The organism is Streptomyces sp. x-80 (genome assembly GCF_046549095.1).
GTDB lineage: Bacteria > Actinomycetota > Actinomycetes > Streptomycetales > Streptomycetaceae > Streptomyces > Streptomyces celluloflavus.
The window spans coordinates 36620-59009 of sequence record NZ_JAJPWM010000022.1; the positions used below are offsets into that span (position 1 = coordinate 36620).

Here is a 22390-nt window from a genome sequence, read left to right on the forward strand (position 1 = left end):
GACGCCCACCGGGCGCGAACAGCTCATCGGCCTCCGCACCCGCATCCTTCAGCCGGAAGAGCCCTGCCACGGCACGAGGGACACCGGCCCACAGCGGCACGGCCGCCCGTCACACGGCCTCGGCAGGACCCCGAGAACCCCACACAGGCAGCCGCGGGACGACGACCCATCGCCCCATCGAGGTGCCGGGCCGAGTCAGTGCCCGTCGGCCGCACTCACCACGTACGCGTCGGAGCAGCGGAGGCAGGGGCGTCGTCGTGCGGAGGGGGTGCGACAGCCGCCCATACCGCCTTCCCGCCGACGTTCGGGGTGGTCCAACCCCAGGAGGCGCTGAGGTAGTTGACGATATGCAGGCCGCGGCCGGACTGGGCCAGGTAGTCGGGCTTCTTCAGCACCGGGACGGCTGTGCTGTGGTCACAGACCGTACAGAGGACGGTCCTACCGCGTCGTAGCAGGCCCAGCCAGACCGGGCGGCGATCAGCGCGGTGGGCCGGGGGGCGCGCCAGTCCGTACTGGAGAGCGTTGCTCAGGAGCTCGGACACGATGAGGGTCGCGTTGTCGATGAGCGGACTCAGCCCCCAGCCACTGAGGGTGGACCAGGTGAACCGGCGGCCCTCGCCGGCCGCCTGCCCGTCGGCCATCAGGGCGCAGGCCGCGAACCCGGTGGCTCCCCGCATGCTCGCTTCGTCTCCCAGGGCGTCGGGCGATGCCTGCGCCGGCCAGTGGCCGACGGCCGTTCCGGGTTCGTGGGCAGAGGGGATTCCGGCCCGGTGGGGTGTCATCACGATCTCCGTGGAGCCTCTCAGGCAGTCGTCACGAACGGGTGATTCGGGGCCACTATCCCCTGCGACGGCTAGTGCTGCAACTGCATCTGCAATTACAGTTGCCGCCAACGTAATTGCACCAGTAAGTGCATATGCAATTGCGTACCAGGTAAGTGCCTGGTCAGGCACGTGTGTTCGCAAGGGAGCGACGTGATGCGGAAGATCGACAACGGAGTTCAGTCGGACCAGATCGAGGGAGCGGTCTGGACGAAGAGTCTGCACAGCGCCCCGGGAGGCAATTGCGTCGAGGTTGCCCAGCTCCCGGGCGGGGAGATCGCGGTGCGCAACTCGCGTTTCCCGCAGGGGCCCGCGCTGGTCTACACCCGGGCGGAGCTGGCCGCGTTCATCGACGGGGCCAAGGACGGCGAGTTCGACGCGCTGGTGAGCTAGGGCCGCATCGGGCGACCTCCGCTGTGACCACGGCGGCTCGTGGGCCACGGTCGTCGGCATGGCGGTTTCGCCGGTTGAGGTAGCGGTGGATCATGCTGCCCCGCTCCTTGTGAGTGGCATGGTCGGTGCCGTCAAGGGTGAAGTAGCGCAAAGGCGGTGAACTGGGCCTCGATGACGTCGAGTCAGCACCTGATGGCCGGGGTGCGGGCGATCTCGACGGTGTTCATCGTGGCCCAGTCACTGAGCCATTGAGGCGCTGGAATCTTCTTTATGATCACGTGCGGGAAAAAGCTGTCACAAGTGATCACTGTACGGGCGACCGGCGGTTGGTGTGCGCGCGAATAGCGGCGGCGCTTCACGACATGGCGTCATTGCACCCCGGTAAGGACCAGTTCGCCGACTACCTGATCACCGCTCTTCTCTTCCGTCGGGCGAAATCCGAGCCCCGGGTAGAACCCCTCGGGCCCGCGCCCTCCCGGTGCCCAGGTCGTCGTCACCCGCGCCAGCCCGCGCCTTCGGACCTCCTCGCACACGGACTCCACGGCGAAGCGGCCGTATCCCCGGCCCTGTTGGCGGGCGGCGATGTTCAGCCGCCAGAGTCCGGAGCGCAATCTGTCGTCCGGATCGTCGGGATGAAAACGGACCGAGAAGAAGCCCATGACGAAGCCCACGAGTTGCTCACCGTCGAAGATCAGTCGAGGCCAGGCGATCTCCGGTTGCGCGTATGCCTCGGCGAGTGACCACGCGACCGGAGCTACGAGGCTCTCCTGGTCGGGCCGCACCTTCAGCTGGCACGCGGCTTCGACGGTGTCCGGCGTGACCTTCTCCAGGCGAAGCGATGCAGACATCCCGGCACCCTACCGGCCGTCCCCGAGCGCTTGAGGGGTCATACTCCGGCCGGGACCGCATGGTGGGGCATGGTATGAGACCCGCCGACCACCTGGGCGGTCGTTCGGCCGTCCGCGGTCAGGGGCCTCCTCGGCGGGTTCCTGTGGATGGTGGCCGGGTGGGAGAATGGTCCACCCGCACAGACACCGACGGGAGTTTGCATGTCCGCCATGATGCGGCCGAGTACTGAGCTGTCGATACGGCGCTACCTCGATGCGCCACAGGTCCGGCCGACGGCCCTGCGTATCGTGCTGGGCACCCAGCTGCGGAGGTTGCGGAAGGAACGCGACATCTCCCGGGAGGATGCGGGCAAGGCGATCCGAGGCTCCCACGCCAAGATCACTCGCCTGGAACGAGGGCAGGTCAGCTGCAAGGAACGCGACCTGAGCGATCTGCTCACCCTCTACAAGGTGCTGGACGAAGCGGAGCGGGCCGACTATTTCGAGCTGGCCCGCCAGGCCAACACCTCCGGCTGGTGGCACCAGTACAACGACGTACTGGAGGACTGGTTCGAGCTGCACATCGGCCTGGAGGAAGCGGCGTCGCTGATCCGCACCTATGAGGTGCAGTTCCTCCCCGGCCTCTTGCAGACGCGGGAGTACGCCCGCGCGGTCAGCCGGCTGGGCTACCCGAGCGCCTCGGAAGACCGGCTCGACCGCTTGGTGGAGCTCCGGATGATGCGGCAGGAGCTCTTGACCCGCCCGGATGCGCCCAAGATCTGGGCGGTGGTGGACGAAGCCGCTGTGCGTCGCCCGTTCGGCGGCCGGGAGGGGATGCGCGCCCAGCTGGAGCATCTGCTGGAGGTGGCGGAACTGCCGAATGTGACGCTTCAGATCGCTCCGTTCAGCGTCGGCGCGAATGCGGCGGCCGGGGCTCCGATCACCATCCTGCGGTTCAGCGAGCCGGACCTGCCGGACAAGGTCTATCTGGAGCAGCTGACGGGCGCGATCTATCTGGACAAGCAGGATGCCGTCGACCAGTACACGTTGATCATGGACCGGCTGTGCGCCGAAGCGGACCCACCGGAGGAGACCGGCACCTTCCTCAAGAAGCTGCTGGACCAGCTGGTCTGACCCCTGCACCGGTGACGCCGTCGCGGCACGCATCGTGCCGGCGCGGTGCGCATCGGGCTGAGAGCATGCGTCGTGCCGAGGGGCACCGGCGGTGGCGCGCTGTCACGGTGGGAGGGGGCGGCGCCTCACAGCGCGTATGCGCACTTCTCCGGCGTGGCGGGGCGGGTTATGACGTCCGCGGCGTACGAGAGGAAGGGGCGCCGGAGGCGGCAGCCGAGGTCCTCACCCAGCCGCCGCTGTGCCGCCCGCAGGCTGTACGCGACGGCGGCCCGGTCACTGCCCATGAGATCGGCGACCTGGTCGCTGGTGAGATCCAGGAGGTAGCGCAGCACCGCGGCGTCTGCCTGGCCCTCGGGCAACGCCCGGTAGACGAGTCCCAGCAGAGCCCTGGCGGGGCGTGGCCCTGTCTGCTGCTGCCGGACGCCGTCGGAGACGCGCCGCTTGAGGGCACGCCAGGCGATCTCCGCCGGGCAAGGACTGCGCAGCACATGGGGCCAGGTGATCGCCAGGTCCCCCAGACCGGCCCGCACGGTTGCCTCGGCGTGGCCCCGGTCGGCCAGGCGCAGGCGGGTGTACCTGAGGAACAGCTCATAGCGCAGTTCGCAGAAGGCGGTGAAGTCGATGGGCAGCGCGACGAGGTGGGCGGGTGCCGCCGGATAGCCGGTGCGCGCTGCCCGTTGGGGCTGCGGCCGGGTGGTGACCCGGTGGGCAGGGCCGTGCCGATACGTCATGGTTCTTCCTATGGGCGTCGGTCGCGAGAAGCCGTTGGCGCCGGCCGTACCTGCCTGGGCAGGCCGTTGTCCGCGAGTGACGGGTGACGACAGCTGTGGGATCACGTGGCGGACATCCGGCCGCCTGCCTCGCCGTCGGGGACCGTGACGAGCCGGTCCCACAGCGCGCAGACCTCATCGGAGCGTCCTTGCAGGAAGGCGGCGTGCGCATGGGCCACCGGCCAGGCGAACGAGGTGATGCTCCGGCCCGCCGGGCGCTCGAACATACCGTCCTCCGTGAACGCTCCGAGCTGGCCGACCGCCTGATCCATCCGCTCCATGGCCGCCTGCATCAAGGTGGCCGCCTCCGTGAGGTCCGCACGCTGTGAGGAGCCCTCGCCCTCCGCAGCATTTCCGTAGACCTGGTCCCACAACGGCCTGATCATCTCCGGGTCGCCGTCGCAGGCGAGGGTGAAACGCTCGGCGACCTTCCAGGACGGGCGGCGTTCACCGCTGAGCAGCCGGGACACATAGGACGGGGAGATACCGATCTCACGCGCGAGTGCGCGCACGGATTTCGTCGACGCGCGCTGGAGATCGGACAACGCGCCGGCCAGTTCCCGGCCTGGTGGCCCGCTCTCACCGCCGGCGGCCGCCTGGGGAGGCGGCGCCGCGGAGTTCGGGAGCCGAGGGCGGCTGCCGCGCTTCGCCCGCTGCTCCAATGCGCGTTCCACCTGGCCGGGCGACCAGCGGGTCCGGGCCGCGTCACCGCTGACTCCCAGGACCTCGCCGATCGGCTCCCAGTTGGCCCCGTACTCGCGAGCCTGCCGCACCAGCACGGCACCGAGATCGTGCACGTCCCGCACCAGCGCCGCGTACAGCTCCAGCACCTCCAACTGCTGGGACGGGTCGAACGTGCGGGACCGGCGGTGCAATCGCTGGGACCGGCGCAGGACGGCCTCGCTGATCCGCACCACGGCGGCGTCGTGTTCCGCCGGGACGGTGCGGGCGGCATGGGATGTCCTGCCGCGGAACGCCGCGGTGCGGCAGGCGTCCTTGCAGTACTCCGGTGGGCGGCCGTAGGGGCTGCGGCGGGTGAACGAGGTGCCGCAGTGTCGGCAGGTGCGGGTGAGCGAGTTCTTGCTAGCCATCGGAAACCTCGACAGGGGGTTCTCGTTCAGGGGGAAGGCCAGGAGTGCTGTTGCCGAATTTCGTTACGTATCCGGCCGCGATCTACGAGGCGGCAGCGAACGACTCGCTGTCCGTCGGTTCCCGGCGGCAGCTGCGGCCGCGGCCGACGAGGCGTTCGGTACGCAAGTGGCGGCGGGGAGGGCTTACACCGCGCCGGCCCTGCGGTGGTGAATCGCGGCGCGGTGCGCGGCCTGCGCGGCGACCAGCAGCGGCGAGAGGGTCGCCGGAACCGTGGGGGCACCGGAGAGGAGAACGATGTGCGCCACCGGGCGGACGAGGAGGGCACACCCTCGCATGTTGACCGATCCGTCGACAACGCCACCGCGGCTGCGGCCTGTCTGCGTAAAGGTGTTACCTTCGAACCCGCTGCTGAGCGAGCGATGTGTGAGCCCAACAGTCTTCGGGTCACGGGGCATCAAGTTCTCCTCTGACTCGTCGAGATGGAAGAAAACGGCAGGGCCCTGGTTCTCGGTTGCTAGGCCACCCAGGGCCCTTCCGCTGCGTTGACCCTAACCGCTGATCCGCACGGAGCGCGAACACAGCGTTACGTAACGGAATTGTTTTTCGGTTGATCCAAATAAGACCCGAGTTGGACAGCGGAACGGTCAAAAACGGTCACCGTTCGGCCTCTTCCGGGCCGTGGATACGTGTACGGCCATCTGCCGACGCATACAGCCACGTACGGACACGTACAGACATGTACAGACACGTAGCGGCAGCAGGCTCCCGGGGCGCGCGGAGGCGGTCCGCGGCCCCGCACTCGGGGTGGCGGCCCGGTCCAGGGATTCGGTCGCCAAAACGGCTGTCGCCAGGCCCTGTTGAGGCGTAACAGCTATGGGCCGTGACAGCTGTGGGCGATGTCGAACGAAGCCCTTGACCCGGTGACGCGTCTCCTCGCCGAGCGGGCCTGTGAGCGCCTGATCAACGAGTTCGTCCGCCGCCTCGATCTGGGAGATCCGAGCGGTGTCGCGGATCTCTTCACGTCTGACGGGGTAGGGAGTGGCCGCACGGCGACCGCAGAGTGGTGGGGCGTGACGCGCTTCGCAGCTACTTCGGTTCGCGGCCCGAGGACCGGCTGTCGCGCCGCATGTCCACGAACATCTTGGTCACCGCGCATTCCGCGTCGACAGCCACCGCCACCTCCTACTTCGCCACGTACCGGGTCGATGGCCCTACCGATGGCATGGTGCCTCCCAGGCTCCCCGCGAACGTGGGCCACTACGAGGACACGTTCCGCGAGATCGAGGACACCTGGCGCCTCGTCAGGCGCACCACGTTTCTGCCCTTGGGCGGAGCGACGGCGCGTCTCAGCCACCTCGGCCAGCCAGCCGTGAGGGCGTGACCCACACCGGTCGACGCTTCGGTCAAGGCCGTCGCCTTCGGCAGGCCGGTGCCGGGCGACCGGAACGACCGCAGACCGTGGGAGCGTCCGGCGTGAAGGGCACCGTCGGCGAGACCACGGTCATCGCCGGGTCGATCTCCAGCGGGCGGTACGGGCCGCTCGACCCGCCGATCGCGAACACGGCGGGCAGAGCGGCGACTTCGGCGAGGAAGAGGGTGAGCACGGTGGCCTCCCGCGCAGGTGGCCGTGTGGATGGCGATGCGTGCGCGGTGTGGTGGTGCGGGAGGGGCGGGCGCTCGGTTACGGGACGAGGACGACCTTTCCGGCGACCGTGCCCGACTCCGCCAGGCGGAGCGCTTCGGCGGCGCGGGCCAGGGGGAGTTCGGCGGCGACCTGGGCGGTGATCTCACCGTTCCGCAGGGCCGTGAACACCTGGGTGAGGTCGGCGCGCAGGCGGGCCCGGAACCGGTTCTTGGCGAGGGCACGGCCGGCCCAGATGTTGAAGAAGTAGGCGCGGCGCCCGTTGGGCAGCCAGTTCCACAGCCATACCTGGCCCAGGAGCTTGAGTACGGGCCACTGCCCCGACCCCGTGTCGTCGCGGGTGGCGGCGCTCCCGTAGGAGAGGAGGGTGCCGCCGGGGGCGAGGAGGCGCCAGGAGTCGGTGATGCCGCGCCCGCCGACGTGGTCGAAGACGGCGTCCACCCCGTCGGGGGCGAGTTCCCGGACGCGTGCGGGGACGTCGCCACCGCGGTAGTCGACGGGCTCCACGCCGAGTGCGCGCAGCCTGTCGTGGTGGCGGCCGGCGGCGGTGCCGATCACCCGGGCGCCGGCACTGCGCGCCAGCTGGACCAGGATCGATCCGACTCCGCCGTTGGCGCCGTGGACGAGGACGGTCTGGCCGGCGCGTATGCGGGCCTTGCGGTGCAGCATCTGCCAGGCGGTGATGCCGTTGACGACCGCGGTCTCGGCTTCGGCCGCGCGCACGCCGGCGGGCACCGTCACCACATCGGCGGCGTCGAGTACGACGTGGCTGGCCCAGCCCCCGGTCTTGGTCAGGGCGGCCACCCGCCGGCCGATCAGGCCCCGGCCGACGCCTTCGCCGACCGCCAGCACGGTGCCGACCAGGTCGTATCCCGGGACGAAGGGGAACGGCGGCTGGTCGTAGTACCGGCCGCGGCGCATCTGCTGCTCGGCGAAGGACACGCCGGTCGCCTCCATGGCGATCACGACCTGTCCGCCGGCCGGTGACGGCACCGGCCCGTAGCGGAGCTCCAGGCCCTCCGGCTCGACCGTGCCCGGCAGGACCACCTCGACGCGCTCGACGGTGCTCATCACGTTCTCCACTGAGTTTGAAGTATTCATTCTCATTATAGGCTGTAACTAGAATGAGCACATATACGGCCGGCGTCAAGAGGGCGGGCCGCGCGGGCGCGAAGGGGTGTGCCGTAAGTGATAGCCTCTCGCTCCCTGATGGCGCGGTAGCGAGAAGTGCGAGGTGGCGGTCATGACCGGGAGTCCGGCGACCCCCCGTGAGCGGTACCGGCAGCAGGTACGCGCGGAGGTCAAGGAGCGGGCCTGGGAGCAGATCGCCGAGGCCGGTGCGTCCGCGCTCTCCCTGAACGCGATCGCCAGGCAGATGGGCCTGAGCGGACCGGCCCTGTACCGGTACTTCGCCAGCCGTGACGAGCTGATCACCGAACTCATCAGGGACGCCTACCGCAGCCTCGCCGACACCTTCCGTGACACCGGCTCCCCCGAGGGCGCCCACCCGGCCGCGCTGGCGCGGGCACTGCGCCGCTGGGCGCTCGACGACCCGCAGCGCTACTTCCTCGTGTACGGCACCCCGGTGCCCGGCTATCACGCGCCACAGGACATCACCGGGATCGCGTCGGAGATCATGTCGACGCTGCTCGACGCCTGGATGACGGCAGGTCCGGGGGGAGCCCCGGCGGGTGCGGCGGGCGCCCTCGACGCGTACCTGGCGGACCATCGCCCCTGGGCCGCCGGGCATCCGGCCGCGCCGCCCGCGGTCCTCCGCCGTGCCCTGTCCTTCTGGAGCCGCCTCCACGGCTTGCTGTCCCTGGAACTCGCGGGCCACTTCACCGGGATGGAGCTGGACCCGGAGCTGCTCTTCGCGGCCGAGGTGGACGCCCTGGGCGCCCGCTGAACGGACGCTCCCCCGGCCGGATCCGATCCGTCCGCACGGCACGTCCGAGGGCCGTACGCCCCGTCCGGGCATCGTGCCCCGGCCGCGCGTACGCCCTCTCCCCCGCCGTTCCCGCCGCACCGGACCCGGCTGCCCGGCCGCGCGAACGCAGCTGGAACCCGCCCTGCGAACCCCTACGCCCCCTGGATGACGTCATGCGAGGGCGTCATGCGGGGCCTCGAAGGTTCACCTGCCGCCTGACAGGGCTCCCCTCAGGACGATTTCAGGGGTGACGGGCAGTCGGGGCGCGGCGCGGCGCACATGCTCCGGGGGTCGCCGCCGTCAGGAGCCGGCAGGTGGGAGGCGGAGCTCCAGCAGGGCGCCGCGTGGGCTCGGTGCCACTCTCAGGGTGCCCCCGTGGGCCTGTGCGATCTCGCGTGCGATGGCCAGGCCCAGTCCGGTGCCGCCGCTGCCGCGGTTGCGGTCCTCCTCCAGCCTGGTGAACCGCTCGAAGACCTGCTCGGCGGCCTCGGGCCGGATGCCGGCCCCGTCGTCGGCGACACGGAGCACCGCGGTGCCGTCCGCCGGATCGGTTCCGGTGGTGACCTGGACCGCGGAGTCCGCGAACCGTTCGGCGTTGTCGAGGAGGTTCGCCAGCAGCCGCTCCAGTTGGCCGCGGTCCCCGCGTACGGGCACCGGGTCGTCGCCGTCCAGGCACAGCGGGACCCGGGCGGAGCGGCGCCGGGCGATCTCCTCCGCCGCGAGCAGCGACAGGTCGACGAGGTGGGCGGGCGGCGGCCGTTGGGCGTCGAGGCGGGCCAGCAGGAGCAGGTCGGCGGCGATCCGCTCCAGGCGCAAGGTGCTGTGCAGCGTCTGCCGGAGGGAGGCCGCGGTGTCGGGGTCGGGTCGGCGCAGCAGCGCCAGTTCCAGTTCGGCGCGGGCCGCGGCGATGGGGTTGCGCAGTTCGTGCGAGGCGTCGGCGACGAACTGCCGCTGCCGGGTGACCGAGCGTTCGAGGCGTTCGAGGGTGTCGTTGACGGTCCGGGCCAGCCGGGTGATCTCGTCCTGACCGCCCGGGGCGGGGACGCGGCGGCTGAGCCGGTGCGCGGTGACGGCCGCCAGCTCCGCGCGGATGGCCTCGACCGGGCGCAGCGCGGCACCGGTCACGGACCAGGCGATGAGTCCGGTGAGCAGGACCACCAGCGGGCCGCCGGCCAGGAGCGTGACGGCGAGCGCGCGGCCGGCGTCGGCCACATCGTTGAGCATGGTCAGCGCGTAGACATAGTGTCCGCCGGCCGCCGAGGGGCTGCGTACGACGGCGACCACGCTGTCATGGCTGGTCAGCACCTGGTCGGCGGAGAACACCCGGACCGCCGAGTCGCTGCCGGCGGCGGGCCGGAAGCTCGCCAGACGGGCGGCTCGGGCGGCGGGGGCGGTGGCGGTGCTGGCCACCGGGTGGCCGTGGGCGTCCAGGACGAGGACCGCGTCGACCCCGCCGGCCGGCTCCGGCAGCGGCGCGGGGTGCGCCGGGGAGGCGGCGGGGAAGGTGGTGATCTTGCGGGCGGCGAGTTCGGTGCGGTCGCCGGCGTTGTCCAGAAGGTTGCCGCGCAGGGTGAGATAGAGCCAGCCGCCGCCGACGGTGAGGGCGACCACCATCGTCAGCACGGCGGCCACCGTCGTACGGGCCCGCAGCGTGCGGGGCCACAGCGGACGGGGCCGGGACGGGCGGGGCCGGAACCTGCGGGGGCGGCGCGGCCGCCCGGGGGCCGGCGGCGGCGCGGGGACGCGTGCCGGGTCAGGGCTCATCGGGTGCGAGCCGGTAGCCGGCGCCGCGCACGGTGCGGAGGGTGTGCCGGCCGAACGGCGCGTCGATCTTCTTGCGCAGCGAACTGACGTAGACCTCGACGATGTTGGGGTCGAGGTCCGCCGGTGAGTCCCAGACCTCGTCGAGGATGTCCTGCTTGGAGACCGTGCCGCCGGCCGCGGCCATCAGGCAGCCGAGCACGGCGGCCTCCCGCGCGGTCAGCTCGACCGTCCGCTCGTCGCGTTTGCAGAGCCGGGCGGCGATATCGAGCGTCAGGTCGCCGGCCTGCAAGGTCGTGGGCCGCTCCCGTCCGGCCCGGCGCCCGAGGGCACGCAGCCGGGCGAGCAGGATGACCAGCGAGAAGGGCTTGGTCAGGTAGTCGTCGGCGCCCGCGTCGAGTCCGTCGGCCTCGTCGTACTCGCCGTCCTTGGCGGTCAGCATGAGGACGAGGGTGTGGTCGTCCAGTTTCCGCAGCCGCCGGCAGACCTCGTCGCCGCTCGGTCCGGGCAGCATCAGGTCCAGCACGATCGCGTCGTAGCCGCCGGTCAGCGCCAGTTCCAGCCCCCGGTGACCGTCATGGGCGACATCCACCCAGTGACCGTCCGAGGAGATCGCCCGGCGCAGTGTGTCGGCGAGTTCCTGCTCGTCCTCAATGACCAATATTTTCACCGCTCAAATATCGCATGCCCCGGCACTTTTTTGCCTGCCTCCGGCCGTGCGGTGGCGTATTGCACGCACCGGGCGGGACGTTCTTTCATGACGGTATCCGCTCCCGGTGGTGCGGGCGTTCCTGGAACGGCGCGGGCGCGGGCATTTACCCTTTCCTTCGGCGGACCACGAAGAGAAATTCACCGGGTATCTTCCCTCTTCTCGCAGTGCACCGGATCCCCTTTTCACGGGTTCCCCGCACTGCCGGTTCTCCTCCGGAAGCCGGCGCGGGCCCCGCTCTCCGCTGCCCGTCAGGGGTGGCTACCGCCTGGTCAGGGACGGTCGCACCCGCGCCGCCCCGGTGTGGCGGAGCGTCGCCCCTTCATGATGACCGACACTTCCTGAAGGAAGTCTGAACTTGCTGAATCCCTCTTCAGGTTTCCTTCCGGGGCGGCCGGCCGCTGCCTTTTCGCGGTGAAATCCGGGAGGTTACGGGGACTTTCCGCATTCGGTTTGACCGGGCCGCGCGCCATGTGCCATCGTCTTTTCTGTTGCCGAGTCGGCCGCGTACTGGAATGCGGGCCGGCGTTCAGGCAATTCCCGTGGTGTACCGCAGAGCATGACGAGCTCGCGCGTACCGAAGAAACCGGAGGAGGTGGTCGTTGTGCTGTACGGCGATCCTCCTAGTTGCGCATTCCGCCGTCACCGGTGAACGGCATCCGCCGATTCCGGTGACCGATGTGCCGCACGGTGGCTGATGTCCGCGGGGTGGCCGATTGCCGCACGGCACCCGGCCGCGGCTGCCGGTCGCTGCCTGATGTGGGCCGCGCGCCGGGCCACACCGTGCCCCGCGCGTCGTCTTCCGCCTCGTCTCTCCCCCGCTCTTCCCGTCCCGGGCCGTGCCCGGCGGTGCCGCGCCGCGCCGTCCTGCGCCATGCCCGCAACACCTCTCGGGTACCCCATGCCGAAACTCCGTCAGTTTCCTTCCCGCAGCGCCCTGCGCGTTGCCCGTATGCGTCCCGTCGACGTGCTGGTGCTGTTCGGCATCGTCGCGGTCTTCTATCTCGTGGTCCGGGTCGGTGCCACGGCCGACCAGCCCTTCGACGCCGGCAAACCGCCGGTCGTCTCCACCGATCCGGGCGATCTGCCCTACTACGCCGCGCGCTCCCTGCTGCGGATGTTCGCCGGGCTGGTGCCGGCCGTGCTCTTCACCTTCGTGTTCGGCACCTGGGCCGCCCGCTCCCGGCGCGCCGCCAAGGTGATCGTGCCGGCCATCGACATCCTCCAGTCCGTACCGGTCCTGACGTTCCTCAGCATCACCGTCACCGGTTTCATCGCGCTCTTCCCGCACTCCACGCTGGGGCTGGAGTTCGCCTCCGTCTTCGCCGTGTTCACGGCGCTGGTGTGGAACATGACGATGGCCTTCTACCAGTCGCTGACCACCCAGTCCAAGGAACTGGACGAGGCGGCCCGGCTGATGCGGCTCACCCGCTGGCAGCGGTTCTGGAAACTGGACGTGCCCAGCGGCATGATCGCCCAGGTCTGGAACGGCATGATCAGCTTCGGCGCGGCGTGGTTCGCGCTCTCCGCCTCCGAGACGATCAGCGTCAACGGCAATGACAACGCGCTGCCGGGCGTGGGCTCGTACGTGACGCAGGCGCTGGGCAACGGCGAGGGATGGCGCGTCGCGCTGGCCATCATCGTCATGATCACGATGGTCGTGTCCGTCAACTTCTTCTTCTGGCGGCCGGTCACCGCCTGGGCCGAGCGGTTCCGCACCGAGGACTGCGAGATCGCCGAGCAGCCGCGCAGCTGGTTCCTGGAGCTGCTGCGGCGCTCCACCGTGCCGACGCGGCTGGGCAGCGTCCTGCGCCCGGCCGGTGAGCGCCTGGACCGTGCCATGCGGGTGCTCGGCACCAGCCCCGGGCATCTGCGCCACGACCCGGTCCGCCGCAAGCGGGCCGACCTCGTCTTCACCGTGCTCTACGCGGTGGCCGTCGCGGCGATCGTCGCGAAGGCGTGCTCCTACGTACTGGACAACGTCCCGGTCGGCGAGATCGGCCATGCGGCCTGGCTCGCCCTGATCACCTACGGCCGGGTCATCGTCCTGGTGGTCTTCTCGACCGTGGTGTGGGTGCCGGTCGGCGTGTGGATCGGGATGAACCCCAGGGTCAACCGGATCGCGCAGCCGATCGTGCAGGTGCTGGCCTCGTTCCCGTCCAACTTCCTCTTCCCGCTGGCCGTCATCGTGCTGGGCGCCTCCGGTATCTCCCTGAACTGGGGCTCCATCGCCCTGATGGCGCTGGGCGCCCAGTGGTACGTGCTGTTCAACGTCATCGCGGGCGCCAGCGCGATCCCCGGCGATCTGCGCGAGGCCGCCGACGACCTGGGCGTACGCGGCCTGCTGCGCTGGAAGAGGCTGATCATCCCGGCGATCCTGCCCTCCTACACCACCGGCGCGCTCACCGCTTCCGGCGGCGCCTGGAACGCCTCCATCCCCGGCGAGCTGGTCAGCTACGGCACCACGACGCTGACCGCGGTCGGCATCGGCGCCTACATCACCCAGGCCACCGACGCCAACGACTTCGCCCGCAACTTCCTCGGCGCGGTCCTGATGAGCGTCTACGTCGTCATCATCAACCGGCTGTTCTGGCGCCGGCTGTACCGCTTCGCCCAGCGGCGCTGCGCGCTGTGACCCGCCGCCCTCGCCACCACCACACCACTCCCCTCAGGAGCCACCCCGTGAACATCCCTGTCATCACCGTGACCAACCTCCACAAGGACTTCGCCGGCCCCACCGGGGGCATACTGCCGGTCCTCCAGGACATCAACTTCACCCTGAACGAAGGGGAAGTCGTCGCCCTCCTGGGCAAGTCGGGCTCGGGCAAGTCGACCCTGCTGCGCCATGCCGCCGGGCTGCTGGCCCCCACCAGCGGCACCGTCCACTACCGCGGCACACCCGTGACCGGCCCCAACCCGGGCACCGCCATGCTCTTCCAGTCCTTCGCCCTGATGCCCTGGCTGACGGTCCAGCAGAACGTCGAACTCGGACTCCAGGCACGGGGCATATCGCTGACCGAGCGCCGCGGCCGGGCTCTGCGGGCCATCGACATGGTCGGCCTGGACGGTTTCGAGAACGCCTACCCCAAGGAGCTCTCCGGCGGGATGCGCCAGCGCGTCGGCTTCGCCCGCGCCCTGGTCGTGGAGCCGGACGTCCTGCTGATGGACGAGCCGTTCTCCGCCCTGGACGTGCTGACCGCGCAGACCCTCCGCAACGAGCTGCTGGCCCTGCTCGCCCACCCCGACACCGCCACCCGCACCGTCCTCCTGGTCACCCACTCCATCGAGGAAGCCGTCCAGCTCGCCGACCGCATCCTCGTGCTGGACACCAACCCCGGCACCCTCAAGGCCGAGCTGCGGGTGGCGCTGCCGCGCCCCCGTGACCGTCGCGTCCGCGGCTTCGAGGCCCTCGTCGAGGAGGCGTACGAGGCCCTGACGGGCGAGCGCGCCCAGGCCCCGTCCCCCCTCGTCGAACACGATCCGCTGCGCGCCGCCGCGCCGCTCCCGCACGCCAACGTCGAATCGCTCACCGGCCTGCTGGAGGACCTGGACACCCGCGGCGGCGCCGTGGATCTGGCCGTGCTGGCCGACGCCCTGTCCTACGAGGTCGACGATCTGATGCCGCTCGTCGAGGCCGCCGAGCTGCTCCGTTACGCCCAGGTCGGCTCCGGCAGGCTCCATCTGACCACCGCCGGCCGGGGTTTCGCCCGCGCCGACATCCTGCCGCGCAAGCCCCTCTTCGCCGCCGCCGCGCTCGCCAACATCCCCCTCATCGCCACCATCCGCACCCTTCTCATGGCCTCCGACAGCGGCCGCCTGCGCGAGCCGTACCTGATCGACCGGCTGTGCGGGAACGTCTCGGAACGCGATGCGCAACAGCAGCTGCGCACCGCGATCACCTGGGGCCGGTACGCCGAACTCTTCGAGTACGACGCCGAGGACCGGGTTCTGCTGCTGCCCGCCGAGTACCGCCGCGCGAGCGCCGCCTGAACCGTGCGCGGCCCCGCGCGTCCGATGCAGGCGCATCCCGTCTGCCCCGCCGATCCCACCGATCCCACCGATCACTTCCGGAGGTGGCATCCCATGACCACGCAGTACCTCCCCCGCCCGCGCCCCGTGGCCGGGCGGGCCCCGGCACGCACCCTGATACGCGCCCTGCGCGCCGCGTTCGTCCGGCGTCTGCTCAGCGCGTCCACCGGGGCCCGCCGCCGGGCCGTCGCGCCCGCCCGCCGTCCGCTGCCGTCCCCCCAGGAGCGCCACGATGACCTCGCGTGAGACCGTCCGGACGGCCTTCGTACTGGCCGGGCTGCCGGCCCTCCTGCTGGCCGTTGTCGCCCTCCTCCCGCCGGAAGCGTCCCGCTTCCTCTGCGCGGCGCTGCTCGGCGCCTCGGTGACGGCGGTGTGCTTCGCCCTCACAGGCCGGCATCTGCTCTCCCGGCGGCAGGGAGGCGGCAAGTCGTGACGGAGTGCGGGCGGGACACCGGCCCCTCCGACGGGGGTGGCGCGGCCGGTTCGGACGACCTGGGCGACCTGGGCAGCTCGGCCGGTACGGGCGGTACGAGAGGTACGGGCGGCTGGGACGGCACGGGTCGCCCGGACGGCGAGGGTGCCGCGTGAAGCGACCGGTACGCAGGAAGGGCGCGGGGACGGCCACCGGGCGTCCGGCGGCGGGCGGCCCGGCGAACCGTCCCCGGTACGGCCTGCACATCGCCGTCCCCGCCCTTCTCCTCACCGCGCTCCTGGCCTGCCCCGGCTTGCTGCCCAACACTCCGGGCCACCTCGGCAGCCTGGCCGAGACGGCCCTGCCGTGGTTCGGCGTCGCCGTTCTCCCCCTCCTCGGGTGGGCGGCGGTGCGGCGCTCGCCCGCGGGGGTGGCCGCCGCCCTGGTACCGGCGGTGACCTGGTCCTGCCTGTTCCTTCCGGGGCTGTTCCCCGCACCGGGCACCGGCCGGCCCGACTTCCACGCCCTGACCCTCAACGTCGGCGGCGACCGCACCTCCCCCGAGGCCGTCGCCCGGAAGGTCATCGCCACCGGCGCGGACGTCGTGGCCCTGGAGAAGGTGCCCCCGTCGGCCATCCGCGCGTACGAGCAGGCGCTGGGCGCGACCTACCGCCACCACGCGGTCCACAACACCCTCGGTCTGTGGTCCCGTTACCCGCTGTACGGGGTCGACGCACTGCATCTGGGCGGCGCGTGGCCGCACGCCATCCGGGCCGTCGCCCGCACGCCCGGCGGGGACACCGCCTTCTACGCGGTCCGGCTGCCGTCCGTCCGGCTGCGCGCGGACCAGGGCTTCGCCGTCCAGGCCCGGAACGCGAGCGCGGCCGCCCTCGCCGACCGCGTCTCCCGGGATCCGGCCGCGCGCCTGGTACTGCTCGGCGACCTCAACGGCAGCCTCCGCGACCGGGACCTGGCCCCGCTCGCCCGTCACCTCACCTCGGCCCAGGAGGAGGCCGGCCGGGGCTTCGGCTTCACCTGGCCCGCGCCGTTCCCTCTCGTCCGTATCGACCATGTCCTGCTGCGCGGCCTCACCGCGACCACGACCACCGTCCTCCCCGACCTGGGCAGCGACCACCGCCCGGTCCTCACCGGGCTGGGCGGTGCCGGGGGACGTACGGGCTGAGACGGGGCGGAGGGGCGGGGAACCGGTGCCGGTGCCGGTGCCGGTTTCTCGGCCGGTGCCGGTGCCGGTTTCTCGTACGTGACTCCCAGGAGGGGCGGCCGGTCTCACAAGGTGCGGACGGGCTCCGGGGCGACCGGTCGGTGCCTGCGGCCGGACGCGGCCTGGACCGCCACGGTTGTTTCGCCGGGGACAGCGGGCTCGTCCCCCGGTCTTCCCGTCATGCGGTCACGCGACCCGAAGCCGCGACCGCGGCATCGGCGACCTCACCCTCACCCCCGCCGTCCTCGCCTTCGGCATCGCCATCGGCCACTCCCCGTCCGTACTCCCGCTCCCCGCCGAGCCGGGTTCACCGACTCGGCAGGGAACAGCAGATCCGCGATCGAGGGGGTGTTACTCCCCCCGAAGCACCGCACAGCACATACGGCGTCCGCGGCAGGCGGGCCGCGTCAGCGGAAGAGCCGCTTCCAGGTTTCCGGGCCGGGGTAACCGTCGGCGTCGGCGCCGCTCCAGCCCTGGGCCCGCTGGAAGGCTTCCACGTTCCTGCGGTCGGACTCGGACCATTTGGGGCCGGGCCCTTGGGAGTAGTGCTTGCCGAAGCCCTTCTTCACCAGCTGCTTCCCGAGCTGGGTGACGTAGTCGTTGTTCACCCCCGGACGGAAGTACTTGGCCCCGGGAAAGGCCGAGACACTGCCGCCACTACTGCCGCCACTGCCACCGCTGCCACCGGTCGCACCGCCGATGCTCTTGCCCTTGCCCTCGACCAGGTAGCTCCAGGTGGCCTTGCCGGGGATACCGTCGGCATCCGCGCCGCTCCAGCCCTGGGCCTTCTGGAACGCCTGGGTGGCCTTGCGGTCGGATTCGGACCATTTCGGGCCGGGGCCCTGGGAGTAGAACGACCCGCCGCCACGCTTGACCAGCATCTGGCCGAGCTTGGTCACATGCGCGTTGTTGGCGCCGGGGCCGAAGGCGGATGCGCCGGGGAACGCGTTACTGCTGCTGCCGCCACCGCCCGGCTGACCGCCGTTGCCGGATTCCCCGCCCGAGGTGGTGACGTTCTTGTAGCGGTAGGGAACGTACTTGGCGGAGTTGGAGGTGTAGGCGTAGGGGATGGTCCGTTTGACCGCGCCCATGCCCCCGGCGCTCTCCATGACCACGTACCGGGTGTGCGAACTGTCGGTCCAGCCGGCGAAGAGCACCACGTGCGAGCCCCGCTCGGGGTTCGCCGGGTTGTGGTAGAGCAGCATGTCGCCGGGTTGCAGCGCGTCCTTGGAGACCCGCACGCCCCAGTTGTGGATGTCGCCGGTCCAGTGGTTGGCGGACAGTCCCCAGGCCATCGAGACGAAACCGGAGCAGTCCTGTCGGTAGCCGTCCGACCAGTAGCCGTTCCACACGTACGGCACCCGTGCGTCGACCCAGGTCTGGGCGCGGGCGATGATCTGCTGCCGGGTCAGCGACATGTCGTGGCTCGCCATGCGGCTGAGGCTGGGCCTGCCGGAGAGCGGGCCCGGTTTCCCCTGCGGGTTCGCGCCGCCCGAGGCCGTGCCGGCGGATGCCTTCACCGGCAGGCCGGCGGCGGAGACAGCCGACGCCGACGTGGCGAGGGCCGTCGCCGAAGACGCCGTGGCCGTGCCGGACGCCGCGAACGAGGCCCCGGCCCCGCCCAGCAAGGTGGCCCCGGTCAGGGTGGCGACCGCGGCGATACGGCGACCGTGTGCGGCGCGGCAGGCGGCGTCCGGGACGTTACGGAGCCGGCACCCGGGGCAGGTGCACGCTTCGACACGTATGTCCTCGAAGGCGGGGGCGGCCGTCATCGGGTGCCCCGCTTCCCGCAGCGGCTGCCGGGGCGCTCCCCGGTGACGCTGCCCGGGTGGCCCGTACCGCGGCGGGCGGTCGGACGGTTCCGGTCCGTGGCGTCGGTGTGGTGGGGCGCGATCCGTCCGCCGGCCCCGGCGAACGCGTAGGGGCCGGCGGTGACCGCCCCCGCCGCGGTTGGCGTAGCAAAGCCAGACATCTAGCTCACCTCGCAGTCCAATGAGCGCGCGCGGCCCCGGCCCTGGGGAAGGCCGGCGCCGCGCACATCCATGATGATCATGATCCGGATCAATACTGGAATGTCTGGAAAGCGGAAAAAAGGGACTTTAGTCCTTTTGTTGGCTGATTACGTGATGTGGGGTGCCGGCAGGCGGTCGGCTGCCGACGGCGTCGCGGGTGCCCGCCACCGCCGTGACCTGCCGTCAGCCCAGGTCGTAGGCGAAGGTGTAGGCACAGGACGGTCCGCCGTGCCGGGCGGTGAAGCTGCCGGTGCCGCGGAGCCCGGCCCGTTCCCCGGTGCCCGTTCCGGACACCACCTCGAAGGTGCAGTGCACGGTGCCATCGGCGTCGAACGCACCGCGTTCCTCGGCGGCGAAGGTGCCCTCACGCCCGTCGAGCCGGCCGGTCAGCAGCTCCATGCCGGTGAACGTACCGGTCGCCTCCGTGCCGTAGGCGATGGTGTATTCGCAGGTGGTGCCGCTGGCCTCGATACCGCGGGTGACGGTGTTGGTGACGGAGGCGTGGGCGAGCCTCGGGTACCCCTCACCCGGACCGACCGTCCGTTCCTCCCAGTTGGCGAAGGTGAAGTGGCCGGTGGTCTGCCAGTGGCCGGTGGTCCGCCTGGGCATGGGCGCGTCCTCTCGGTCAGCCGCACGGGCTCTCCCGTGCGGTGCCCGACCAGCCTCTGTCCGCGGATTGCCGGCTCAGCCCGTACCGCCAGGGTGGCCGGTGTGGCCGGTGTGGCCGGCAGGGCTGAGCCGCGGCGAGAGTCCGGACTGGATATGCGAAGTGTCCTGGCCCCAGGGTCAGTTGTCGTTCTTGATGTTGGTGTACGCCGCGCTGTACCCGTTCGGGCAGTAGAGCGTTTCGCTCCCGTCCCCGGTGTGCCACTGCCCCTGGACCGTTATCCGGATCGAGGGCGCGGTGTTGTTCTGGCAGACCAGTTGCAACTGCCAGTGATTCTTCGGAGCTGTGGTCTGACAGTTGGCCGACCCCCAGTTCGGCCCCTGATCGGTGAAGCAGTACGACGTCTGGGGAGCCGCCGACGCGCCGGGCGCCACCACCGCCCCCGCCGTCAGCATGACCGTTCCCGCCGCCAGTACCGTTCCCCATCGACGCATGTCTTCTCCGCCCTCTCCTGGTCACCCGTGGCGTGTACGTGCCACAGCATCCCAGCGACTGGGGACTATGCCCCCGTCAGTGACAGAAATGGCAGGAACGTGCCCGCGGCCAGCGGATCGCTCCCGGCACACGCCGACGGAGAGCGGTCACCGGCCCGTGGCAGCGGGGCGGGCGGGGAGCCATCCTCGCGGGCGCGGGGAACGGGCCGCGCCAAGAAGGCCCCGATATTCGATCTCCGTCAGGTGCCGCAGAGCGCCTGATCCGCCGGCGCGAAGAGTACGACCTGAGAGGTACGGACATTCATTCTTCATGATGACCAAAAGCGATGTTCAAGGACATTTCAATAGAGAACATGAGTCGTAGAAAAAGTGGCTTCGGGTGTGGCGCACTGGCGGTAGTAGCCGCGCTGATGGTGGTGCTTGCCAGCGCCTACACCCAGCGGGACGCCCTCACGGGCAAAGCCTGGAACGTCACCTACCGTGCCACGGGCAGCAAGACCGAGCCGATGTCGGTGACGTACCAGGACACCAAGAGCCGCTACCTCTGGGGCGACCGGTCCCTCAAGGAGCACGCCGCGAAGAACGTACGCACCGGGTGGTCCCGCGAGGTGACCCTGGCTGCGGGTCGGCAGGCCAAAATCACGGTGACCCCGGCCCCCGGCGCGACCGCCCACTGCCAGATCCTCCTGGACGGCGAAGAGCCTCTGGCCAAGAGCAGCTCCCCCGCACCCGGGCAGCCCGCGGTCTGCATCGCAGACCTCAAGGGGTCGAAGAACCTCTGGGAATGAGGACCGGCGTTCCGCGGGTACGGGCATACGCAAACCCGTCAGAGGTGCCACGCCACGCCACACCAAGACGGAGCACGGCCTTTCTCGCGCCCCTCCTGTACCTGCTTGACCGACTCCGTGCACGAGCGCCCCGGCACGGCCGCGACCGGAGAAGCCCAGCAGGCCCGGCGGCCATCGTGAAGCGATCCCGGCCCGGATGACGACAGGAGCGCCCTTCGTCCGAGTAGCGGCCGACAGGGCCGAAGTGTCCGTATCCCGCCTCAAAGGATCTGGTTCACGACTCGGGTGTGACCTGCGACGACCAGATCGTTGGAGACGCGCTGCGGGTCAGATCGGGGCCGCCCCCGACAACGGGCCCCCTGTCAGAGACATTTCGCACCCACCTATGCTTTACGAGATATTTAATAATCTTTTTCTGGGAAAGTGGGGGGTACGCATGAAGCTGTCGCGTATTTCATCCGTTGTCGCGGCTGCCGCAATCGCGCCTGCCGTCCTGTTCGCCTCTCCGGCAGTCGCCGCCGACACCGCCACGTCGCCGGCCAGCTCCGCCCCTGACACCGCATCGGACGCGAAGCCGGACACGCAAGGGAACGCGAAGGCCGACGAGAACAACCGCTTCGCCATCCTTGAGATCATCCACAAGTCCAAGCCTGACAGCCGGGTCTACGAAGCCGCGCAGGCCGCCATGAACGGCTCCCCCGAGGACCGCGTGCGTTTCCTCGAAGAAGGCTACGAACTGGCCCAGTTCGCGGACGACAGGCTGCGCACTGTTCGGATCTTGAGCGTCGGCGGGAAGGGCGTGCGGCGGGAGGCCGGCGAGGCGCTGAAGAAGGGCACCCACGAAGCCCTCCGCCAGTTCCTGGAGGTCGGCCAGTACAAGGCGCGCGACGAGGACAACCGCGTCGAAATCTTCACCATCCTCGTCACGGCCAAGCCCGGAAGCGCCCTCTATGACGCCGTGCAGGAGGCCCTGGACGGCAGCCCCGAGGACCGCACGCGCTTCCTTGAGGTGGGCCAGCACGCAGCCCGCGAGACCGACGACAGCATCCTCGTCACCCGCATCGCCATGACCGGCGGCCCCCACGTCAAGGAAGCCGCCAGGAAGGCGCTGTGGAGCGGCAAGGCAGCGGACGTCCGTCACTTCCTGGACGTCGGCCAGCACGAGGCCCGCAAGCTGGACGAGGCCGAGGCCGCCAAGGACAAGGACAAGGACAACGGCAAGGAGAACGCCAAGGACGGCCAGGAGTCCAAGGACGGCCAAGGGGCCAAGGACGGCAAGGCGACCGACGGCGACAAGCAGAAGCAGAAGCAGGACGGCACCAAGGATCCCGAGGAGTCCAACGACACCACCGGCGTCAAGCCCGCCGTAGCGATCTCCAGCACCGGCTCCTCGGACGCCCAGCTGGCCTCCACCGGCGCCAGCTCGGCCACCCCCTGGGTCATCGGCGGCAGCGCCGTCGCCCTCACCGCCGGCGCCGGCCTGATCCTCACCTCCCGCCGCCGCACCTCCAGCGAGAGCTGACACCGAACGCCGGCACCCATGCAGGAAGAGGCCGGGGCGGCCGCCCGCACACGGACGACCGCCCCGGCCACCCCTCACCCGGCGGACGCCGCAGCGAACGACTGCTGACGCTCCCTGGAGAACGGTCCGGCACAGCACTCGCACTCGGCCCGTTCGGGCGCTCGGCGTCCGAAGACGGGTGGCTGCGGCAGGACGGCAGCGGCCCTCCAGCCACTACCGGCTCGCCGA

24 protein-coding genes and 1 pseudogene are annotated in these 22390 nt (G+C 70.7%); 12 read left to right on the plus strand and 13 right to left on the minus strand.

The genetic code is table 11. From position 1 onward, the window contains the following. Positions 1-215: 215 nt before the first annotated feature. The gene (locus ACLJWH_RS33845; RefSeq protein WP_411145613.1) at positions 216-782 is read right to left on the minus strand and encodes an ATP-binding protein; all 567 of its coding nucleotides are present in this window, start codon (positions 780-782) and stop codon (positions 216-218) included. A gap of 195 nt (positions 783-977) precedes the next feature. Between ACLJWH_RS33845 and ACLJWH_RS33850 the strand changes: the two genes are divergently transcribed. Further along, positions 978-1214, plus strand: coding sequence for a DUF397 domain-containing protein (locus ACLJWH_RS33850; RefSeq protein WP_411145614.1), 237 nt, complete (start codon positions 978-980; stop codon positions 1212-1214). A 368-nt stretch (positions 1215-1582) separates the two neighbouring features. On the opposite strand, the gene ACLJWH_RS33855 is transcribed toward ACLJWH_RS33850, so the two are convergent. Continuing rightward, complete coding sequence (locus tag ACLJWH_RS33855; RefSeq protein ID WP_411145615.1) at positions 1583-2062, minus strand: GNAT family N-acetyltransferase; 480 nt, start codon at positions 2060-2062, stop codon at positions 1583-1585. 201 nt (positions 2063-2263) lie between these two features. Between ACLJWH_RS33855 and ACLJWH_RS33860 the strand changes: the two genes are divergently transcribed. Next, entirely contained in the window at positions 2264-3175 is a 912-nt protein-coding gene (locus tag ACLJWH_RS33860) for a helix-turn-helix domain-containing protein (protein ID WP_411145616.1), read from the plus strand. Between the two features lie 125 nt (positions 3176-3300). Here ACLJWH_RS33860 and ACLJWH_RS33865 read toward each other — a convergent pair whose 3' ends face one another. The 3 genes from ACLJWH_RS33865 to ACLJWH_RS33875 form a co-directional block, all read right to left on the minus strand. Further along, a complete protein-coding gene (locus ACLJWH_RS33865; protein ID WP_411145617.1) occupies positions 3301-3906 on the minus strand; it encodes a hypothetical protein in 606 nt (201 codons plus the stop codon). Positions 3907-4007: 101 nt separating this feature from the next. Continuing rightward, complete coding sequence (locus ACLJWH_RS33870; protein WP_411145618.1) at positions 4008-5036, minus strand: helix-turn-helix domain-containing protein; 1029 nt, start codon at positions 5034-5036, stop codon at positions 4008-4010. A gap of 183 nt (positions 5037-5219) precedes the next feature. Further along, the gene (locus ACLJWH_RS33875; protein ID WP_411145619.1) at positions 5220-5372 is read right to left on the minus strand and encodes a hypothetical protein; all 153 of its coding nucleotides are present in this window, start codon (positions 5370-5372) and stop codon (positions 5220-5222) included. A gap of 561 nt (positions 5373-5933) precedes the next feature. Between ACLJWH_RS33875 and ACLJWH_RS33880 the strand changes: the two are divergent. Beyond that, positions 5934-6418, plus strand: a pseudogene (locus ACLJWH_RS33880) (nuclear transport factor 2 family protein). 22 nt (positions 6419-6440) lie between these two features. Here the strand turns inward: ACLJWH_RS33880 and ACLJWH_RS33885 are convergent. Together ACLJWH_RS33885 and ACLJWH_RS33890 are read right to left on the minus strand one after the other, a co-directional pair. Further along, positions 6441-6641 carry a hypothetical protein gene (locus ACLJWH_RS33885; RefSeq protein ID WP_411145620.1) on the minus strand — a complete coding sequence of 67 codons (201 nt, stop codon included), beginning with the start codon at positions 6639-6641 and terminating at the stop codon, positions 6441-6443. A gap of 77 nt (positions 6642-6718) precedes the next feature. Beyond that, a complete protein-coding gene (locus ACLJWH_RS33890) occupies positions 6719-7750 on the minus strand; it encodes a medium chain dehydrogenase/reductase family protein (RefSeq protein ID WP_411145621.1) in 1032 nt (343 codons plus the stop codon). Positions 7751-7922: 172 nt separating this feature from the next. Here ACLJWH_RS33890 and ACLJWH_RS33895 point away from each other — a divergent pair, with 172 nt between their 5' ends. Further along, entirely contained in the window at positions 7923-8585 is a 663-nt protein-coding gene (locus ACLJWH_RS33895) for a TetR/AcrR family transcriptional regulator (protein ID WP_411145622.1), read from the plus strand. A gap of 321 nt (positions 8586-8906) precedes the next feature. On the opposite strand, the gene ACLJWH_RS33900 is transcribed toward ACLJWH_RS33895, so the two are convergent. Together ACLJWH_RS33900 and ACLJWH_RS33905 are read right to left on the minus strand one after the other, a co-directional pair. Continuing rightward, positions 8907-10220, minus strand: a complete 1314-nt coding sequence (locus ACLJWH_RS33900) for a sensor histidine kinase (RefSeq protein ID WP_411145721.1) — start codon at positions 10218-10220, stop codon at positions 8907-8909. A gap of 139 nt (positions 10221-10359) precedes the next feature. Further along, the gene (locus ACLJWH_RS33905) at positions 10360-11037 is read right to left on the minus strand and encodes a response regulator transcription factor (RefSeq protein WP_411145623.1); all 678 of its coding nucleotides are present in this window, start codon (positions 11035-11037) and stop codon (positions 10360-10362) included. Between the two features lie 991 nt (positions 11038-12028). Here ACLJWH_RS33905 and ACLJWH_RS33910 point away from each other — a divergent pair. The 6 genes from ACLJWH_RS33910 (at position 12029) to ACLJWH_RS33935 (ending at position 16700) form a co-directional block, all read left to right on the plus strand. Continuing rightward, positions 12029-13711: an ABC transporter permease gene (locus ACLJWH_RS33910; RefSeq protein ID WP_411145624.1), complete on the plus strand. Its 1683-nt coding sequence runs from the start codon at positions 12029-12031 to the stop codon at positions 13709-13711. A gap of 47 nt (positions 13712-13758) precedes the next feature. Next, on the plus strand, positions 13759-15066 hold the full coding sequence (locus tag ACLJWH_RS33915) for a nitrate/sulfonate/bicarbonate ABC transporter ATP-binding protein (protein WP_411145625.1): 1308 nt from the start codon (positions 13759-13761) through the stop codon (positions 15064-15066). Positions 15067-15159: 93 nt separating this feature from the next. Continuing rightward, complete coding sequence (locus ACLJWH_RS33920; RefSeq protein ID WP_411145626.1) at positions 15160-15351, plus strand: hypothetical protein; 192 nt, start codon at positions 15160-15162, stop codon at positions 15349-15351. Continuing rightward, positions 15338-15538 carry a hypothetical protein gene (locus ACLJWH_RS33925; protein ID WP_411145627.1) on the plus strand — a complete coding sequence of 67 codons (201 nt, stop codon included), beginning with the start codon at positions 15338-15340 and terminating at the stop codon, positions 15536-15538. Before ACLJWH_RS33920 ends, ACLJWH_RS33925 begins: the two co-directional genes overlap by 14 nt. Beyond that, positions 15535-15693, plus strand: a complete 159-nt coding sequence (locus tag ACLJWH_RS33930; protein ID WP_411145628.1) for a hypothetical protein — start codon at positions 15535-15537, stop codon at positions 15691-15693. The genes ACLJWH_RS33925 and ACLJWH_RS33930 overlap by 4 nt, the downstream gene beginning before the upstream one ends. Further along, entirely contained in the window at positions 15690-16700 is a 1011-nt protein-coding gene (locus tag ACLJWH_RS33935; RefSeq protein WP_411145629.1) for an endonuclease/exonuclease/phosphatase family protein, read from the plus strand. The genes ACLJWH_RS33930 and ACLJWH_RS33935 overlap by 4 nt, the downstream gene beginning before the upstream one ends. A gap of 446 nt (positions 16701-17146) precedes the next feature. Here the strand turns inward: ACLJWH_RS33935 and ACLJWH_RS33940 are convergent, their stop codons facing one another. From ACLJWH_RS33940 to ACLJWH_RS33955, 4 genes are all read right to left on the minus strand, one after another. Then, a complete protein-coding gene (locus tag ACLJWH_RS33940) occupies positions 17147-18511 on the minus strand; it encodes a peptidoglycan-binding protein (RefSeq protein ID WP_411145630.1) in 1365 nt (454 codons plus the stop codon). Next, positions 18508-18711: a hypothetical protein gene (locus ACLJWH_RS33945; RefSeq protein ID WP_411145631.1), complete on the minus strand. Its 204-nt coding sequence runs from the start codon at positions 18709-18711 to the stop codon at positions 18508-18510. The genes ACLJWH_RS33940 and ACLJWH_RS33945 overlap by 4 nt, the downstream gene beginning before the upstream one ends. Positions 18712-18934: 223 nt before the next feature. Then, a complete protein-coding gene (locus ACLJWH_RS33950; RefSeq protein WP_411145632.1) occupies positions 18935-19360 on the minus strand; it encodes a DUF3224 domain-containing protein in 426 nt (141 codons plus the stop codon). A gap of 177 nt (positions 19361-19537) precedes the next feature. Next, on the minus strand, positions 19538-19852 hold the full coding sequence (locus ACLJWH_RS33955) for a hypothetical protein (protein WP_411145633.1): 315 nt from the start codon (positions 19850-19852) through the stop codon (positions 19538-19540). 353 nt (positions 19853-20205) lie between these two features. On the opposite strand from ACLJWH_RS33955, the gene ACLJWH_RS33960 reads away from it, so the two are divergent. Both ACLJWH_RS33960 and ACLJWH_RS33965 read left to right on the plus strand, forming a co-directional pair. Further along, positions 20206-20640: a hypothetical protein gene (locus ACLJWH_RS33960; protein WP_411145634.1), complete on the plus strand. Its 435-nt coding sequence runs from the start codon at positions 20206-20208 to the stop codon at positions 20638-20640. A 436-nt stretch (positions 20641-21076) separates the two neighbouring features. Beyond that, complete coding sequence (locus tag ACLJWH_RS33965; protein WP_411145635.1) at positions 21077-22162, plus strand: LAETG motif-containing sortase-dependent surface protein; 1086 nt, start codon at positions 21077-21079, stop codon at positions 22160-22162. Positions 22163-22390: the final 228 nt, after the last annotated feature.